Here is a 16639-nt window from a genome sequence, read left to right as displayed (position 1 = left end):
TCCGCGGAAGTGCACGAACTAGAGGGCGGGGAGGAGCAGCAGGGCGGTCGGGACGAGCAGCAGCAGTCCGGCGCCCAGCAGCGCCGCGGCTCGGCCCGCGGGAGGCAGGGGCTCGGGCGGCGCCAGCAGCCGCACCACCCGAGCGGCCACCGCGCTGCCGGCCACCGACAGCGCGCCACTGGGGACCCCGCCACCCGCTCCCCCGGCCGCGACGACGATCGCCTGCGCCAGCGTCCGCCGCGGGTCCGTCCCGCGCAGCGAGGCCAGCGCGCGGTCGTCGGCGCGCATCTCCACCAGCTCCCGGACGGCGGCGTGCGCCCGCGCCGCCGCGGGGAGCACCGGCAGCGCCGCCTCCCACGCCACGAACGGCAGCAGGTAGAGGTGGTGGCGCTCGGCGAGGTGCGCGCGCTCGTGGGCGACGACGGCGGCGAGCTGGTCGTCGTCGAGCTCGGCGACCATGCCCGAGGAGAGCACCAGCAGCGGGCGGGCGCCCGGGATGCAGAAGGCCACCGGCGCGGGGTGCTCGAGCAGCCGGGCGTCGGGCGCGGCGGCCGCGGGCCGGACGACGAGCTCGAGCAGCTCCCGGTGGCGGCGGCGGGTGCGGGTGGTGCGGACCCAGGACAGCGCGAGCACGCCCAGCAGCTCCAGCGCGAGGACGGCGGCCAGCGTCAGGGTGACCCAGTGGTCGCCGCGGACGGGGTCACGCGCGGGGTCGCCGGTGAGCACCGCCGCACCGGCCTCGGGCAGCGAGTGACCCCAGGGCGCCAGGCCGTGCACCAGCAGCGCGCCGATGATCGACAGACCGCCGGCCAGCCCGATCGCCTGCCAGCACACCAGGGCCACGAGCGGGTCGCGGCGGGGCCAGCGGGCGCGGCCGAGCAGTGCCGGGACCGGCCAGGCGAGCGCCGCGGCGAGGACCGCGAGCGCCGCGGCGGTCGCGGGCAGCACGTCAGCGGGTGCCGGCGTCCGGCGCGCTCCCGTCCAGCAGCCGGCGGAGCAGCCGCGCCTCCTCCGGGTCGACGCCGCCGACGAACCGGGCCAGCACCGCCTGCCGGTCACCGGACCGGCCGAGCACCTCGTGCATCAGCTCGGCGGCGTGCTGCTCGCGGGTGGCGGTCGGCCGGAAGCGGCGCGGCCGGGCGTCGTCGTGCTCGACGAAGCCCTTGCCCTCCAGGCGGGACAGGACGGTGTGCACGGTGGTCAGCGCCAGCTCGCGGTCGGCCAGCGCGTCGCGCAGCTCGGCCGCGGCGACCGGTCCCTCGGCCGCCCACAGCACGTCCATGACGGTCCGCTCCAGGTCCCCCAGCGACGCCACGGCTCCTCCTGTCGATCGGTTCTACCCAGCGTAGAACGCTCGCGCCACCCCCCGCACGGAGGCTGTCGCGCACCTCACGCCGACATCTTCTACGCGCCGTAGAGAAGCCGTTCTACGAGGCGTAGAAAGGAGGTGCCGGGAGTTCCGGCAGGTGAGGAGCAGGTGCCGTGGACGTCCTGGACATCGCCCGCTGGCAGTTCGGCATCACGACCGTCTACCACTTCCTCATGGTCCCGCTGACCATCGGCCTGGGGATCCTGGTCGCGGTCATGCACACCCTCTGGGTGCGCACCGGCAAGCCCGAGTGGCTGCGGATGACCCGCTTCTGGGGCCGCGTCTACCTGGTCAACTTCGTGCTCGGCGTGGCCACCGGCCTGGTGCAGGAGTTCCAGTTCGGCCTGGCGTGGAGCGAGTACTCGCGCTTCGTCGGCGACGTCTTCGGCTCGCTGCTGGCGATGGAGGCGCTGCTGGCCTTCTTCCTCGAGTCGACCTTCCTCGGCCTGTGGATCTTCGGCTGGGGCCGCATCCCGGAGAAGCTGCACCTGGCCGCGCTGTGGGCCGCCGTCGTCGGCTCGATCGTCAGCGCGTACTTCATCATCGCGGCCAACTCGTGGATGCAGCACCCGGTCGGGGTCACCGTCGGCCCGGACGGCCGCCCGCAGCAGGTCGACTTCCTCGCGGTGCTGACCAACAACACCGCCCTGGCCGCGTTCACCCACGCGATCGTCGCGGCGCTCATGGTCGCCGGCGCCCTGCTCGTCGGCATCGGCCTCTACCAGCTGCGGAAGCGGAGGCTGGCGCAGGCGCCCACCACCGACGTCGACCACGCCGTCTGGCGGCGCTCGGTCCGGCTCGGCGGCTGGGTCTCGCTGGCCGCCTTCGTGCTGGTCGCCGTCACCGGTGACTGGCAGGGCAAGCTCATGTACCACCAGCAGCCGCTGAAGATGAGCTCGGCCGAGGCGCTGTGCGAGACCGAGGCGCCCGCGCCGTTCTCGGTGTTCGCCTGGGCCAAGCTCGGCTCCAACGAGTGCGACGACGTGCACAGCATCACCGTCCCGGGGCTGCTGTCCTTCCTCGCGCACAGCGACTTCTCCACCGCCGTCCCCGGCATCGAGGACCTGCAGGAGCAGTACGCCGAGGTCTACGGCGCCACGTACCCCGACGACCCGAGCTTCGGCGACCGCGCCGGCCAGCCCATCGACTACACCCCGGTGCTCGCGGCCACCTACTGGAGCTTCCGGCTGATGATCGGCATGGGCGCCGTGTCGGCCGGGGTGGCGGCCTACGCGCTGTGGGGCACCCGCCGCGGGCGCGTGCCGACGTCACGGGTCGGCGTCTACGGCTCGCTGCTGGCCGTCGGGGCGCCGTTCGTGGCCAACTCGGCCGGCTGGGTCTTCACCGAGATGGGCCGCCAGCCCTTCGTCGTCCACCCGAACCCCGACGTCCCGGTGGGCGAGCAGGTGTACTTCTTCACCGCCCAGGCCGTCTCCCCCGGCATCACCGCCGCCGAGGTGTGGACCTCGCTGGTCAGCCTGGGCCTGCTCTACGGCGCCCTGGCCGTGGTGGAGCTGTTCCTGCTCGTCCGGCTGGTCCGCCGCGGGGTCACCACCGGCGACACCACCCCGACGCCGCCGGCGGTGGGCAACTCCCGGCGGGACGGCGACCGGGACGACGACAACAGCGACGACGACGTCCTCTCCTTCGCGTACTAGGAGCACCCGACCATGGACCTGCAGACCCTCTGGTTCGCCGCCGTGGCGGTGCTGTGGACCGGCTTCCTGCTGCTCGAGGGCTTCGACTTCGGCGTCGCGGCGCTGCTGCCGGTGCTCGGGCGGCGGACCGCCGACCGGCACCTCATGCTGCGCACCATCGGCCCGGTGTGGGACGGCAACGAGGTCTGGCTGATCACCGCCGCCGGCGCGGTGTTCGCCGCCTTCCCCGGCTGGTACGCCACCTGGCTGCCGGCGCTGTACCTGCCCTTCGTCGTGGTGCTGCTCGGCCTGATCGTGCGGGCGGTGGCCTTCGAGTGGCGGCACTCCTCGCACGACCCGCGCTGGGACGCCGCCTGGACCCGCGTCATCACCGGCGGCTCGCTGGTGGCCGCGGCCGGCGTCGGTGCGGCGCTGGGCGCCACCACGCTGGGCCTGCCGATCGACGCCGACGGCACCCGGGTCGGCGGCGCGTTCGCGGGCCTGGGCTGGTCGTCGCTGCTCGGCGCGGCGGCGGTGCTCGGCTTCTCGCTGGTGCACGGCGCGCTGTTCCTCGCGCTCAAGACCGACGGCCCGGTGCGGCTGCGGGCGCGGGCGTTCGCGCTGCGCTGGTCGCCGGTGGCCGCGCTGCCGCTGCTGGCCTGGGCCGGCCTGGTGCAGCTGCGCTCGGGCACGGCGGTCACCGCGGTGCTGTGGCTGGTGGCGGCGCTCGCCGTCGTCGTCACCTGGACCCGGGTGCGGCTCGACCGCGAGGGCCAGGCCTTCGCGGGCTGGGCCACCGTGCTGCTGGCCTCGGCGGCCACGCTGTTCGGCGCGGCCTACCCGGTGGTGCTGCCCTCGACGGTCGACCCGGCGTTCGACGTGACCATCGCGGCGGCCTCGGTCAGCGACTACACGCTCACCGTGATGACCTGGGTGGCCGCGGTCGGGCTGCCGGTGGTGCTGGCCTACCAGGCCTGGACCTACTGGGTGTTCCGGAAGCGGCTCACCGCCGAGCCGGAGCACGAGGCGGTGGCCGCGTGACCTCGCGGGGGCCGCTCGCGCCGCTGGCCGGCGTGCCGGGGCTGCCCGGCGCGCTGGCCCGGGCGGCGGCCGCCGCGCTGGTGTCGACGGCGGGGCTGGTGCTGCTCGCCGCCGGCCTGGCGCACGCCGTCGCCCGCGCCGCGGGATACGCCGACGGCGGGGTGACCGGCCCGCTGGCGCTGGCCGCGGCCGGCGCGGTGGTGCGCGCGGTCGCCGGGGCCCTCGGCGAGCGGGCCGCCGCCCGCGACGCCCGCCGCGCCGAGGACGCGCTGCGCCGCGCACTGCTCGACCGGCTGGCCGCCTCGCCGGCCGCGGTCGCCGCCGCGGGCGGTCCGGCACCCGCCGCGGTGCTGGCCACCACGCGGCTGGCCGACCTCGCGCCCGGCCTGGCCGGCTACCTGCCCGCCCTCGCGCAGGCGGCGCTCGTGCCGCCGGTGCTGCTGGTCGTGCTCGCCGCCACCGACCTGCTCTCCGCGGGCCTGGTCGCGGTCACCTTGCCGCTGGTGCCGCTGTTCCTCGCGCTGGTCGGGCTGGCCACCCGCGACGGCACCACCAGCGCCGCGCGAGCGCTGGACCGGCTGGCCGCGCACGTCGCCGAGCTGGTCCGCGGGCTGCCGGTGCTGGTGGGCCTCGGGCGGGCCGCCGAGCAGGTGGCCGCGCTCGCCGAGCTGGGCGAGGCCGCGCGCCGGCGGACCCTGGCCACGCTGCGCCTGGCCTTCCTCTCCGCGCTGGTCCTCGAGCTGATCGCCACGCTGTCGGTCGCGCTGGTCGCGGTCACCGTGGGCCTGCGGCTGGTGCACGGCGACCTCGACCTCGCCGTCGGCCTGACCGCGCTGCTGCTCGCCCCGGAGGCCTTCGCGCCGCTGCGCGCCCTGGGCACCGCCCACCACGCCGGCGAGGCCGCCACGCTGGCCGCCGCCGAGGCCCGCGCGGTGCTCGCGGCGCCGGTCCCGCCGGCCGCTCCCGAGCCGGACGGCGGCGACCCCCGCGGCGCCGACGTCGCCGTCACCGGGCTGACCGTGCGCCACCCCGGCCGGGCGGTGCCCGCGCTGCCGCCCACCGACCTCGTGCTGCGCCCCGGCGAGCTGGTCGTGCTGCGCGGCCCCAGCGGCTCGGGCAAGTCGACGCTGCTCGCCGCGCTCACCGGTGCCCTCGACCCGGCCGCCGACGTCGCCGGCACCGTCACCGGGGTGCCGGCCGGCGGCGTCGCGCTGGTCGCCCAGCACCCGCGGACGACGGCGCCGACGGTCGCCGACGAGCTGCGCCGGCACGCCGCGCCCTCGCCCGGCCCGGACGCCGTCGTCGCCGAGGCGTTCGTCGTCGAGGCGCTGGAGCGGGTGGGCGCGGGCGACCTCGCCGGCCGCGACTGCGCCACCCTCTCCCCCGGCGAGCTGCAGCGCGTGGCGCTGGCCCGGGCGCTGGTGCGGGTCCGCCGCGGCGCCCGGCTGCTGCTGGCCGACGAGCCCACCGCGCACCTCGACGAGGCCTCGGCCGCCCGCGTCGCCGCCGTCCTGGCCGGCCTGCGCGGCACGGTCACCGTCCTGCTGGTCACGCACGACCCCGCGCTGGCCGCGCTCGCCGACCGCACGGTGTCGCTGCCCGGTGCCGCCGTCCCCGCTGTGGCATCGCCCCTTCCCGCGAGATCGGCGGTCTCGTGGCGGTCGGCGCCCGATGGCCACGAGAGCGCCGATCTCGCGAAGGAAGGGAGCAGCAGCACGACGACGGCGCTCGGCTGGCCGCGCCGGGCGCTGCTGCGGGCGATCGCGGCGGGCACGGCCTCGGCCGGCGCCGGCGTCGCACTGACCGCCGTCTCGGGCTGGCTCATCGTCCGCGCGGCGGAGATGCCCCCGATCCTCACGCTGCTGGTCGCCATCGTCGGCGTCCGCGCGTTCGGCCTCGGCCGCGCGGTGCTGCGCTGGGTCGAGCGGCTGACCGCGCACGACGCCGCCCTGCGCATGGCCGCCGACCTGCGGGTGCGGGTGTGGCGTGCGCTGGCCGCGCAGGGCGTGGCCGCCGACCGGACGCCGGGCAGCGCGCTGGCCCGGGTCGTCGGCGACGTCGGGCTGGTGCAGGACCTCTCGGTCCGGGTGGTCCCGCCGGCGCTGGTCGCCACCACCGTCCCGGCGCTCACCCTCGCTGCGCTGGCGCTGGTCTCCCCGGCCGCCGCGGGCGCCGCCGCGCTGGTGCTGGCCGCCACCGCCGCGCTCGTGGTGCTGGCGCACCGCCGCGTCGACGCCGGTGCCGCCCGCGCGGAGGGCACGCTGCGGGTCGCCGCGCTGCGCGAGGTCACCACGGCGCTGGAGGGCGCGGCCGACCTGCGCGCGCACGGTCTCGCCGCCGCGACCGCCGCCGACCTCGCCGCCGTCGCCGCCCGCCGCTCGGCCGCCGCGGCCACCGGCGCCCGGGCCGGCGCACTCGGCAGCGGGCTGGTCGTGCTCGGCACGGGCCTCGCCGCGGTGCTCGCCACCGCCGTCGGCGCGGGCGCCGGGCTGCCCGGCCCGGCGGTGGCGGTGCTGGGCCTCGCGCCGCTGGCGCTGGCCGAGCCGCTCACCGGCCTGGTTCCCGCGCTGCAGCGGCGCGGCGCGCTGGCCGACGCCCGCGCCCGCCTCGACGCCGTCCTCACCGCCCCGGTGCCCGCCGACCCCGCCGCCCCGCGGCCGGCTCCGGCCCCGGTGCGCGACCTCGTCGTCACCGGCCTGACCGCCGGCTGGCCCGGGGGGCCCGACGTGCTGCGCGGGCTGACCGCGCGGGCCGGCGCCGACGACGGCTGGCTGGTGGTCCGCGGCCCCTCGGGCGCCGGCAAGTCGACCCTCGTCGCGGTGCTCCTCGCGGCGCTGCGCCCGCGCGGCGGCAGCTACACGCTGGGCGGCGCCGACACCGCGACGCTCACCGGCGACGCGGTCCGGGCGCGGACGGCGTGGCTGCCGCAGGAGGCGCACGTGTTCGCCTCGACCATCCGGGCGAACCTCGCGCTGGCCGCCCCGCGCGGGGAGCTGGCCGGCGCCGACGGCGCGGCGCGGATGACCGCCGCGCTCACCGCGGCCGGCCTCGGGCCGCTGCTGGCCGGGCTGCCCGAGGGCCTCGACACCCAGGTCGGCGCCGGCGGCACGGCAGTGTCGGGCGGCGAGCGGCGCCGGCTGGCCGCGGCCCGCGCCCTCCTGGCCGACCGCGACGTCGTCCTGCTCGACGAGCCGACCGCCCACCTCGACCCGCCGACCGCCGCCGTGCTGGTGGCCGACCTCCGGCAGGCGCTGGCCGGGCGGGTGGTGGTCTGCGTGACCCACGACGACGCCGTCGAGCGGCCCGGTGACACGGTCCTCGACCTCGGCGCGCGGGAGGCCGTGCCCGCCTGAGGGACGGGGCGGGATCGGTCAGGCCGCCATCGCGCGCGGGCGGAGCGGGCCGCCCGGCGGGACCCGGCGCACCTCGAAGCCGGGGCTGCGGGGCAGCAGCGGGTCGGCGACCACGGGCAGCCCGGCGGGTTCCCCGAGCAGGCCGGCGGCGAGCCCGGCCGGGCGCAGCTGGCCGTGCAGGCGGTCGAGCAGCTCGGGCCGTACGCGGATCTCGCGCGGCGGGGCGGCGCCGGGCTCCCAGGCGACGGCGAGCAGGTCACCGGCCAGGCGGGAGCGCTCCGGCGCGACGATCGGGGCGACCGGGGACACCGGCGTCACCGGGGCGGCGGTGTGGACGGCGAGGGTGGCGGTGGCCATGGCGAGCCTCCTGGGCGGTTCCCCGTGCTCGGTCCAGCTGTCTCCTGTGAGGTCCTGCCTACCCCTGAGGTGTGACAGTTCCGGGCTGATACCGGGTCAGCGCGGGACCTCGACCGGGACCTCGACCGGGATCTCCGGGCCGAGCGTGGCGCCCTGCAGCAGCCGCAGGTCGTCGCCGGACCAGAAGCTGCCCGGGTCGTACCAGTTGCGCGGCCGGTCGGCCGGCAGCAGGCCCATCGCGGTGTAGGTGGCGGCCACCAGCTCGGCGCAGAACACCGTCTCGGCGGCGGTGCCCCGGCGCAGCCGCCCGTTGAGCCAGCCGCCGACCAGCCCGCGGGTGGTCGGGAACGGCCGGCCGTCGAACCGCGCGACGGTCCGCAGGACGGCGTCCTCCATCTCCCGGGTCACCCCGCCGTCGTCGGCCGGGCCGACCAGCTGCCGCAGCCAGGCGCGCTGGCCGTAGCGCTGCCGCCAGGTGCGGACGGCGTCGCGCAGGTCGTGCAGCTGGACGCCGCGCTGGTGCTGCCCGGTCCAGGCGTCGGGCAGCGAGCGGCCGAGCTCGGCGTGCCACAGCAGCGGCGGGAGGTCCTCGAGGACGACGGCCATGCCCACGTGGTTGACCGGCGCGTTGGTCAGCGCCCGGATCGCCCGGTCGGCCACCGAGGCGCCGCGGAACACCCAGACGTCGCCGGTCCGGGTGAGCTCGACCGCCTCGTCGAGGGAGAGCGCGCGGGGCCGGGACACGCGGCTACGTTAGGCGACCGTGCGGGTACCCAGGCGGACGTGGAAGCTGCTCGGCCTCGCCGGGCTGGCCGGGGTCGCGGCCACCGGCGCGGTGCTGGCCCGGGACGAGCGCCAGCGCCGGGCGCACACCCCCGAGGACGTCCGTGCCCGGCTGCACGAGCGGCACGCCGCTGCCGCGGCGGCCGTGGGGGACGGCGGGCCCGGCGACGAGCCGCCCGGCCCGGTCGAGGCACCGCCGCGCCGCCGGCTCCCCCGGATCCGGTTCCGGTCCCACCGCGTTTGACCCGTCGGAGGCCCGGTCATGCCCAGCGGGTGGCCAAGGACGGGGCGAGCGACGGAGGCGGGGCGTACCGGGCCCTGCGCGACGTCGAGGGCCGGCACCCGGCGGTCGAGAGCGTCGGCGAGCGGCTGCTCGGCGCGCTGCTCGACCGCGCCCACCTGATCCCGCCGCGGCTGGTCGGCCCGCTGGTCGCGCAGGAGCTGCACCGCGCCGGCGCCGAGGAGGTCGCGATCCTGCTGCAGGACATCGACCAGGTCGACCTGCACCCCCTGACCGGGCCCGGCCTGTCGGGCAAACCCGTCCCCATCGCCGGCGGCCCGGCCGGCGCCGCGTTCGCCGGCGACCGGATGGTCGACGAGCCGCTCGCGGACGGCCGGGTCCGGCTGCACCTGCCGATGCTCGACGGCTCCGACCGGGTCGGCGTGCTGTCCCTGGTGCTCCGGGCGCCGACCGAGGCCGACCGGCGGCTGGCGCAGCGCGCCGCCGGACTGGTCGCGGACCTGCTGGTCACCAAGGACGCCTACACCGACACCTTCGCCCGCGTCCGCACCCGGCAGCCGATGACGCTGGCCGCGCAGCTGCAGTGGCAGAGCCTCCCGCCGCTGTCGATGACCACCCCCGACGTCGACCTGTCGGGCATCCTCGAGCCGGCCTACGAGGTCGGCGGCGACAGCTTCGACTACGCGCTCGACGAGCACGTGCTGCACCTCGCCGTCTTCGACGCCATGGGCCACGGCCTCACCGCGGCGGCGATGGCCTCCGTCGTCCTCGCCGGCTACCGGCACGGCCGCCGCCGCGACCTGTCCCTGACCGAGACCTACGCCGAGATGGACCGGGTCGTCGGCCAGCTCTTCCCCGGCCGGTTCGCCACCGGGCAGATCGGCCGGCTGGACACCGAGACCGGCGAGCTGAGCTGGGTCAACGCCGGGCACCACCCGGCGCTGTGGGTGCGCGGCGGCCGGGTCGTCGGCGAGCTCACCGGCCGGGCCAGCCGGCCGATCGGCTTCGGCAGCGCGGACCCCGAGGTGCACACCGTCGGGCTCGAACCCGGCGACCGGGTGCTGTTCTTCACCGACGGCGTCGTCGAGGAGCGCCTCGACGGCGGTGAGCAGTTCGGCGAGGCCCGGCTGCGGGAGTTGATCGAGGCGACCACGTCCGAGGGCCTGGCCGCCCCCGAGACCGTGCGCCGCCTCTCCCACGCGCTGATGGCCGCCCGGGCCGGCCGCACCAGTGACGACGCCACCCTGCTGCTCGTGGAGTGGAAGGCACCGCCGCGCGACGACGAACTGGCGCCCGACATCCCGGAGGCCAGCCCCACGGGCTCCGACAGCCGCTGACGACTCCCCGGACGCCCCGGCGGACGCAGCGCCACCGCCACACCGGGCCGCGCGCCGGCCCCTCCTCCCGCTCCCCCGCCGGGCCGACACTGCTCGCGCCGTCACGGGGGACCGTCCTCGGGAGGGAGCGCACCGTGTCCGACCACCCCAACCTGATCCGCATGCGCGAGGGCTACGAGGCCTTCGGCAAGGGTGACCTCGACCGCCTCCGGGAGCTGTGGCGACCGGACATCCGCTGGCACGAGCCCGGGGACAACGCACTGTCGGGCCGCTACACCGGCGTCGACGAGGTCTTCGCCCTCTTCGGCCGGCTGTTCGAGATCACCGAGGGCAGCTTCCGGGCCGAGGTGCGGGCGACCTTCGCCGACGACACCGACGGCGTCGCGGTCGTGCGGCTCACCGCCCACCGCGGGGACCGGGACATCGACGTGGTCGCCGCCCACCTGTTCCGCTACGACGAGGACGGTCGCGTCGCCGAGTTCCAGGAGGCGCACACCGACCAGGCCGCGGTGAACGCGTTCTACGCCTGATCCTCAGCCGGAGGGGAGCGCCGGGCCCTCGTCCTTGAGCGCGACGCCCGACGCCCCCAGTTCCCGCGCGGCCGACAGCAGGGCGGCGACGGTGTCGGCGGCCTGCGCGTAGGACAGCCCGTGCGGCGGGCGGACGTTCGAGACGCAGTTGCGCTCGGCGTCCACCCGTCCCGGCCGCGGGTCCCAGGTGAGGTAGACGCCGAGCGAGTCCGCCGAGGACAGCCCCGGCCGCTCGCCGATCAGCACCACGACCGCGCGGGCGCCCAGGGCCTCCCCCACCGCGTCGCCGAGGGCCACCCGCGCCTGGGTGGCCACGACCGGCGGCGCGAGCGTCCAGCCGAGCAGCCGGTCGCGCAGCGCGGCGACCAGGCCGGGCCCGTGCGCCTGCACCGCGCGGGGCGAGAGCCCGTCGGCCAGCACGACCGCCAGGTCGGCGTCGGCCCGCGGCAGCGCCGTCCCCTCGGCGAGCCGCCGGCCGAGGTCGGGACGCTGCAGGTAGGTGGCCCGGTCCGGCGCGGCCGAGGCGACGACGAGCACCTCGCCGCCGAGGTCGGTCCGCAGCGCGTCCACGTCGAGCGGCGAGTGGACGGCGTCGCGGGCGGCGGCGTGCGCGGCGCGGAACTCCAGCTCGCGGGCGGTGGGCAGCGCGTCACCGGCGCGGCCGAGCGCCACCCGCGCGCGGGTCGCCGACCGCAGCACCGACCACGGGTCGTCCCCGACCACGGTGCCATTGTCGCGATCAAGGCTCTCCTGGGTGCCTTTGTCGCGGTAAAGGCTGTTCTCGGTCACGGGGTCGCCGCCGCGAGCAGGGCGCGGGCGGCGGGCGCGTCGGGGGCCAGCTCGCGCACCCTGCCGCCGTCGTCGAGCAGGTCCATCCGGGCCAGCCACGCCTCGAACTCCGGCGCCGGCCGCAGCCCCAGCACCTGGCGCGCGGTGAGGACGTCGGAGAACGACAGCGACTGGTAGTGCAGCATCACGTCGTCGGCGCCCGGGACGGCGATGACGAACGAGCAGCCGGCCGCCCCGAGCAGCAGCGTCAGCGTGTCGGTGTCGTCGCCGTCGACCTCGGCGTGGTTGGTGTAGCAGACGTCCACGCCCATCGGCAGGCCGAGCAGCTTGCCGCAGAAGTGGTCCTCCAGGCCGGCGCGCAGCACCTGCTTGCCGTCGTAGAGGTACTCCGGGCCGATGAACCCGACGACGGTGTTGACCAGCAGCGGCTCGAAGTGCCGGGCGACGCCGTAGGCGCGGGCCTCCAGCGTCTGCTGGTCCACCGGCCGCCCGCCGATCCCGAGGTGGGCGCCCGCCGACAGCGCCGACCCCTGCCCGGTCTCGAAGTAGGTGACGTTGTCGCCCACCGTGCCGCGGCCCAGCGCGAGCGCCCCGGCGCGGGCCTCGGCGAGCAGGTCGAGGGTGACCCCGAAGCCGCGGTTGGCCTCCTGCGTGCCGGCCACCGACTGGAACACCAGGTCCACCGGCGCGCCCTGCTCCAGCGCGCGCAGCGTGGTGGTCACGTGGGCCAGCACGCACGACTGGGTGGGGATGTCGTAGCGGCTGATGACCGCGTCGACCAGCTCGAGCAGCGCCACGGTGCGGGCCGGTGAGTCGGTGGCCGGGTTGATCCCGATCACGGCGTCGCCGGAGCCGTGCAGCAGCCCGTCGAGGATCGAGGCGGTGACCCCCACCGGGTCGTCGGTCGGGTGGTTGGGCTGCAGCCGCGACGCCAGCCGCCCGGGCAGGCCGATGGTGCTGCGCAGGGCGGTGACCACCCGCGTCCGCCGGGCGACGGCGACCAGGTCGGCCGTGCGCATCAGCTTCGACGTCGCGGCGACCATCTCCGGCGTCAGGCCGGGCGCGAGCGCGCTGATCGCCGCCTCGTCACCGGCCGCCGTCCAGGCGAGCAGCCGGTCGCGGAACTCCCCCACCGTCAGCGACGCGACCGGGGCGAAGGCGGCGGCGTCGTGGGTGTCGAGCACCAGCCGGGTGACGTCGTCCTCGTCGTAGCCGACCACCTGCTCGTCGAGAAAGGTGGCCAGCGGCAGGTCGGCCAGCACCGTCTGCGCGGCCACCCGCTCCTCCGCCGACTCCGCGGCGCACCCGGCGAGCACGTCCCCGGAGCGCGGCGGCGTCGCCTTCGCCATCAGCTCCACCAGCGACGGGAACTCGTAGGTGTGCCCGCCGAGGGTGGCCCGCCGTCTCACCGGACGTCGTCCTCGGCCTCGGCGAGCAGCTCGAACTCCTCCTCCGGCGCGGAGGCCACCAGGTGGTGCCGGCTGTAGAGGGCGAACCAGGCGAGGAAGACGACGTAGGCCGCGAGCGTCCACAGTGCGGCGGTTACGTCGACGAGGAAGGTGGCCACCACCGCGGCGGCCGCCAGCACCAGCGCGACGCCGGTGGTCGCCGTGCCGCCAGGGGTCCGGTACGGCCGCGGGAGGCCGGGCTCGCGACGGCGCAGCACGATGTGGCTGACCATCATCAGCACGTAGGAGACCGTCGCCCCGAAGACGGCCATGTTGAGCAGCATCGCGCCCTGGCCGGTGAGCGAGAGCACGAAGCCGATCGCGCCGGGGACGAGCAGCGCCAGCACCGGCGCCTTCCGGGAGTTGGTCACCGACAGCGCGCGCGGCAGGTACCCGGCGCGGGAGAGCGCGAAGGTCTGCCGCGAGTACGCGTAGATGATCGAGAAGAAGCTGGCCACCAACCCGAACAGGCCGGCGTAGTTGACCACCCGGGTGAGCCCCTCGGAGGCGCCGGCGCCCGCGAGCGCGTCGACCGGCGGGTTGCCCGAGCCGGCGATCGCCTCGGACCCCGCCGCGCCGGGGGTGAACACCAGCATGAGGACGGCGAGCACGACCAGCACGCCCATGGCCGCGACGATCCCGCGCGGCATCGACCGGGCCGGGTCGCGGGCCTCCTCGGCGGCCAGCGGCACGCTCTCGACGGCGAGGAAGAACCAGATCGCGAACGGGAACGCCGCCCAGATGCCCATCAGCCCGTACGGCAGGAAGGACGAGGCGCCGGCCGCGTCGGTGGGCGCGATGTCGAGCAGGTTGCCCGCGTCGAACTGCGGGATGGCGCCGACCAGGAAGACCACCAGCCCGGCGAGGGCGACGACGGTGACGGCGAACATCGCCTTGAGCGCCTCGCCGACGCCCATCAGGTGGATGCCGATGAACAGCGCGTAGACCACGAGGTAGACCCACCAGCCGTCGGTGATCCCGAACAGCCCGAGGGACTCGACGTAGGCGCCGATGAACGTGGCGATCGCCGCGGGGGCGATGGCGTACTCGATGAGCACCGCGACGCCGGTGGCGTAACCGCCCCAGGGGCCCAGCGCGCGCCGGGCGAAGGTGTAGCCGCCACCGGCGGTCGGCAGCGCCGAGCCCAGCTCGGCCAGCCCGAACACCATGGCGGTGTACATGACCGCCATGAGCACGGTGGCGATCAGCAGGCCACCGAAGCCGCCCTCCCCGAGGCCGAAGTTCCAGCCGGCGTAGTCACCGGAGATGACCGCCGAGACGCCGAGGCCGGCCAGCAGCAGCCAGCCCGCGGTCCCGGTGCGCAGCCGGCGCCGCTCGTGGTAGCCGGCGTCGACCCGCTCGGCCTCGACTCCTCCGTGGGCCGGCCGGGCCGGAGTGGGACGGGCGGTGGGATCGGCGGTCATGGGCGCTCCCGACGTCGGCCCGCCGTCGGCGGGGAGCGCCAGCCTGGTCCCGCGCCGGGTGCCGGGTCAACGGGGTGCGACGGAACGGAACGTGCCGTTCACGCAGCCGGCCTCAGGGGATCCCGTGCCACCGCCCGCTGGTCGCGTTGCCCTCCGGCCTGGACTCGAAGACGTTGCCCGCCGTCGGCGGGGTCCGGTCGTCGTCGGCGAGGGCGAAGACCCGCAGCAGCGGGCCGACGAGCGCGTCGTAGAGCGCGGGGAACAGCCGGAAGCCGAGGATGACGACCGGGTTGGCGAAGCCGGACTGGACCAGCCGCCGCGGCCGGTCCAGCCGGGCCACGACCGAGCGGGCCACCCGCTCCGGGGAGTAGATCGGGATCGGCGGGCGGCCCTTGAGCCCGATGTAGCTGCCGGCCTGCGAGTAGATCGGCGTGTTGACCCCACCCGGTGCCACGGCGGAGACCGAGATGCCCGGGACGTCCCGGGTCTCCTGCTGCAGCGTCCGGACCATGGCCAGCTGACCCCACTTGGCGGTGGTGTAGCTGCCCATGAGCGGGGTGGTCACCGACGCCAGCAGCGAGCTCACGACCACCAGGTGGCCGGCGCCCTGACGGCGGAACACCGGCAGCACCACCCGGGCGAGGTTGCCGGTGCCGTGCAGCGTGGTGTCGACGACCCGCTCGAACACCTCCTTGGGCAGCTCCTCGAGCCGCCCGTAGGCCACCACCGCGGCGGAGTGCACGACCACGTCGAGGCTGCCGAAGCGGGCGACCGTGCCGTCGACTGCGGTGCGCAGCGCGTCCTCGTCGAGCACGTCGGCCGGGCAGACGACGACGTCGGCCGCGCCCTGCGCCTTCACCTCGGTCGCGGTCTCCTCCAGCGCCTCCCGCCCGCGCGCCAGCAGGACCAGGTGCGCGCCGCGCTGGGCGAACAGGCGGGCGGTGGCGCGGCCGATGCCGCTCGAGGCCCCGGTGATCAGCACGGTCTGCGGCATGCGGCGACGTCTCCTCGGCTCGGGTTGCCGGGGAGGTGGACGGGCCCGGCGCGGACGGACCGGGAGCGCCTACCCCGATCCGTTGTCCGCCATGCGATCGAGCACGTCGAGCAGTCGGCCCGGGCCGGTGACCGCCGTCCCCTCCGGCAGCCGGGCGCGCAGGCCGCGGTCGGCGGTCACCGCGAGCACCGCCCGGCCCTCGTCGGCCAGGTCGGCGGCGGTGCGCGCCAGCGCGTCGTCACCGCTGCCGGCCGCGCGGACCATGCGGACGCCGTCGGGCGCCGGGACGTCGCGGGCGGCGCCCTCGACGACGACCACCACCTCCTCGACCAGCGCCCCGTCGACCCGCCGGCCGGGCACCCCGGCGAGCCGCCGCAGCAGCCGGGCGGTGGCACCGGCCCGGTCCCGCCACCAGCCGTCGGGGCGCGCGCCGACGACGTTGGCCGCGTCGACGAGCAGGACCGTCACGGCGCGGCCTCCTGTCGGGTGAACGCGGCGGGGCTCCGGTTCGCGGTGATCACCGCCGGGTACCCGCAGGTCAGCGAGGCGGTCCCGACGGGCCGCCCACGAGACGAGGAGGACCGGGTGGCGACCAACGACCGTACCCAGTACGACCACGACGCGACGATGACCGGCGAGGGGGCGCACGCCACCCGCGGCCCGGCCCGCGACGCCGTCGCCGCGCAGCGCGACCGCTTCGGCGGGATCAAGTGGGGCGCGGCGTTCTTCGGCTGGCTGTCGGCCAACGGGCTGGCCGTGATCCTGATCGCCCTGGTGTCGGCGGCCGGGGTGGGGCTGGGCCTCGCGCAGGGCGTCGACAGCGTCGGCGAGGCCACCGACCAGGCCGCCGGCATCGGCCTCGGCGGCGCGATCGCCGCCCTGGTGGTGCTCTTCCTCGCCTACCTCGCCGGTGGCTACGTCGCCGGGCGGATGGCGCGCTTCAGCGGGGTGCGCCAGGGGCTGGCGGTGTGGCTGATCGGCCTGCTGGTCGTCGTGCTGCTCGCCGTCCTCGGGATCGCCTTCGGCGCCGAGTACAACGTGCTGCAGCAGCTGAACCTGCCGCGCATCCCGGTCGACGAGGGCACCGCGACCACCGCCGGCATCGTCACGCTGGCCGCGATCCTGGTCGCGACACTGGTCGGGGCGCTGCTCGGCGGCAAGCTCGGCACCCGCTACCACCGCCGGGTCGACCGCGCGGGCTACGGGATCTGAGCGCCGACCGCGGGGCCGGACGCGAGCCGGCCCCGGGGGGGGCCGCCGCCCCCCGCGCCCCGCCGCCACCAGCCCCGCGGGGGGGGGGGGGGTCTTGTTTTATAAAAAACCCCCAACAGCACCC

At 76.9% G+C, this 16639-nt stretch carries 16 protein-coding genes; 7 read left to right on the top strand and 9 right to left on the bottom strand.

Features of this window, described 5'->3' with window-relative positions:
• Nucleotides 1-18: 18 nt before the first annotated feature.
• Both ACI79O_RS18585 and ACI79O_RS18580 read right to left on the bottom strand, forming a co-directional pair.
• Nucleotides 19-948, bottom strand: coding sequence for a M56 family metallopeptidase (locus tag ACI79O_RS18585; protein WP_456886952.1), 930 nt, complete (start codon nucleotides 946-948; stop codon nucleotides 19-21).
• Nucleotide 949: 1 nt separating this feature from the next.
• On the bottom strand, nucleotides 950-1315 hold the full coding sequence (locus ACI79O_RS18580) for a BlaI/MecI/CopY family transcriptional regulator (RefSeq protein WP_456874626.1): 366 nt from the start codon (nucleotides 1313-1315) through the stop codon (nucleotides 950-952).
• Between the two features lie 167 nt (nucleotides 1316-1482).
• Here ACI79O_RS18580 and ACI79O_RS18575 point away from each other — a divergent pair, with 167 nt between their 5' ends.
• From ACI79O_RS18575 to cydC, 3 genes are read left to right on the top strand one after another with little or no spacing between them, the layout of a single operon-like run.
• Nucleotides 1483-3027, top strand: a complete 1545-nt coding sequence (locus ACI79O_RS18575; RefSeq protein WP_456914873.1) for a cytochrome ubiquinol oxidase subunit I — start codon at nucleotides 1483-1485, stop codon at nucleotides 3025-3027.
• Between the two features lie 12 nt (nucleotides 3028-3039).
• A complete protein-coding gene (cydB, locus tag ACI79O_RS18570; RefSeq protein ID WP_456914872.1) occupies nucleotides 3040-4047 on the top strand; it encodes a cytochrome d ubiquinol oxidase subunit II in 1008 nt (335 codons plus the stop codon).
• Entirely contained in the window at nucleotides 4044-7400 is a 3357-nt protein-coding gene (gene cydC / locus ACI79O_RS18565) for a thiol reductant ABC exporter subunit CydC (RefSeq protein ID WP_456914871.1), read from the top strand. Before cydB ends, cydC begins: the two co-directional genes overlap by 4 nt.
• A gap of 18 nt (nucleotides 7401-7418) precedes the next feature.
• Here cydC and ACI79O_RS18560 read toward each other — a convergent pair whose 3' ends face one another.
• Complete coding sequence (locus ACI79O_RS18560; protein WP_456886960.1) at nucleotides 7419-7757, bottom strand: hypothetical protein; 339 nt, start codon at nucleotides 7755-7757, stop codon at nucleotides 7419-7421.
• Nucleotides 7758-7853: 96 nt separating this feature from the next.
• On the bottom strand, nucleotides 7854-8501 hold the full coding sequence (locus tag ACI79O_RS18555; RefSeq protein WP_456886962.1) for a hypothetical protein: 648 nt from the start codon (nucleotides 8499-8501) through the stop codon (nucleotides 7854-7856).
• A gap of 19 nt (nucleotides 8502-8520) precedes the next feature.
• Here ACI79O_RS18555 and ACI79O_RS18550 point away from each other — a divergent pair, with 19 nt between their 5' ends.
• The 3 genes from ACI79O_RS18550 to ACI79O_RS18540 all read left to right on the top strand — a co-directional run bounded on the left by ACI79O_RS18550 (nucleotide 8521) and on the right by ACI79O_RS18540 (nucleotide 10648).
• Nucleotides 8521-8784 (top strand): hypothetical protein, encoded by a 264-nt coding sequence (locus ACI79O_RS18550; protein WP_456914870.1) that lies wholly within the window; start codon nucleotides 8521-8523, stop codon nucleotides 8782-8784.
• A 29-nt stretch (nucleotides 8785-8813) separates the two neighbouring features.
• Nucleotides 8814-10118 carry a PP2C family protein-serine/threonine phosphatase gene (locus tag ACI79O_RS18545; RefSeq protein ID WP_456914869.1) on the top strand — a complete coding sequence of 435 codons (1305 nt, stop codon included), beginning with the start codon at nucleotides 8814-8816 and terminating at the stop codon, nucleotides 10116-10118.
• A 134-nt stretch (nucleotides 10119-10252) separates the two neighbouring features.
• Nucleotides 10253-10648 (top strand): nuclear transport factor 2 family protein, encoded by a 396-nt coding sequence (locus ACI79O_RS18540; protein ID WP_456886967.1) that lies wholly within the window; start codon nucleotides 10253-10255, stop codon nucleotides 10646-10648.
• A gap of 3 nt (nucleotides 10649-10651) precedes the next feature.
• On the opposite strand, the gene eutC is transcribed toward ACI79O_RS18540, so the two are convergent.
• The 5 genes from eutC to ACI79O_RS18515 form a co-directional block, all read right to left on the bottom strand.
• Nucleotides 10652-11371, bottom strand: coding sequence for an ethanolamine ammonia-lyase subunit EutC (eutC, locus tag ACI79O_RS18535; RefSeq protein ID WP_456914868.1), 720 nt, complete (start codon nucleotides 11369-11371; stop codon nucleotides 10652-10654).
• A 62-nt stretch (nucleotides 11372-11433) separates the two neighbouring features.
• Complete coding sequence (locus ACI79O_RS18530; RefSeq protein ID WP_456914866.1) at nucleotides 11434-12846, bottom strand: ethanolamine ammonia-lyase subunit EutB; 1413 nt, start codon at nucleotides 12844-12846, stop codon at nucleotides 11434-11436.
• Nucleotides 12843-14309: an ethanolamine permease gene (eat, locus tag ACI79O_RS18525; protein ID WP_456914865.1), complete on the bottom strand. Its 1467-nt coding sequence runs from the start codon at nucleotides 14307-14309 to the stop codon at nucleotides 12843-12845. The genes ACI79O_RS18530 and eat overlap by 4 nt, the downstream gene beginning before the upstream one ends.
• 112 nt (nucleotides 14310-14421) lie before the next feature.
• Nucleotides 14422-15303: an SDR family NAD(P)-dependent oxidoreductase gene (locus ACI79O_RS18520; RefSeq protein ID WP_456914863.1), complete on the bottom strand. Its 882-nt coding sequence runs from the start codon at nucleotides 15301-15303 to the stop codon at nucleotides 14422-14424.
• A gap of 69 nt (nucleotides 15304-15372) precedes the next feature.
• Nucleotides 15373-15771, bottom strand: coding sequence for a hypothetical protein (locus ACI79O_RS18515; protein ID WP_456914862.1), 399 nt, complete (start codon nucleotides 15769-15771; stop codon nucleotides 15373-15375).
• A 117-nt stretch (nucleotides 15772-15888) separates the two neighbouring features.
• Here ACI79O_RS18515 and ACI79O_RS18510 point away from each other — a divergent pair, with 117 nt between their 5' ends.
• On the top strand, nucleotides 15889-16515 hold the full coding sequence (locus tag ACI79O_RS18510; RefSeq protein ID WP_456886981.1) for a hypothetical protein: 627 nt from the start codon (nucleotides 15889-15891) through the stop codon (nucleotides 16513-16515).
• The last annotated feature ends 124 nt before the right edge of the window (nucleotides 16516-16639 follow it).

The sequence above is a fragment of the Geodermatophilus sp. SYSU D00696 genome (genome assembly GCF_054050235.1).
This window is presented reverse-complemented; position numbering and strand designations above follow the sequence as displayed.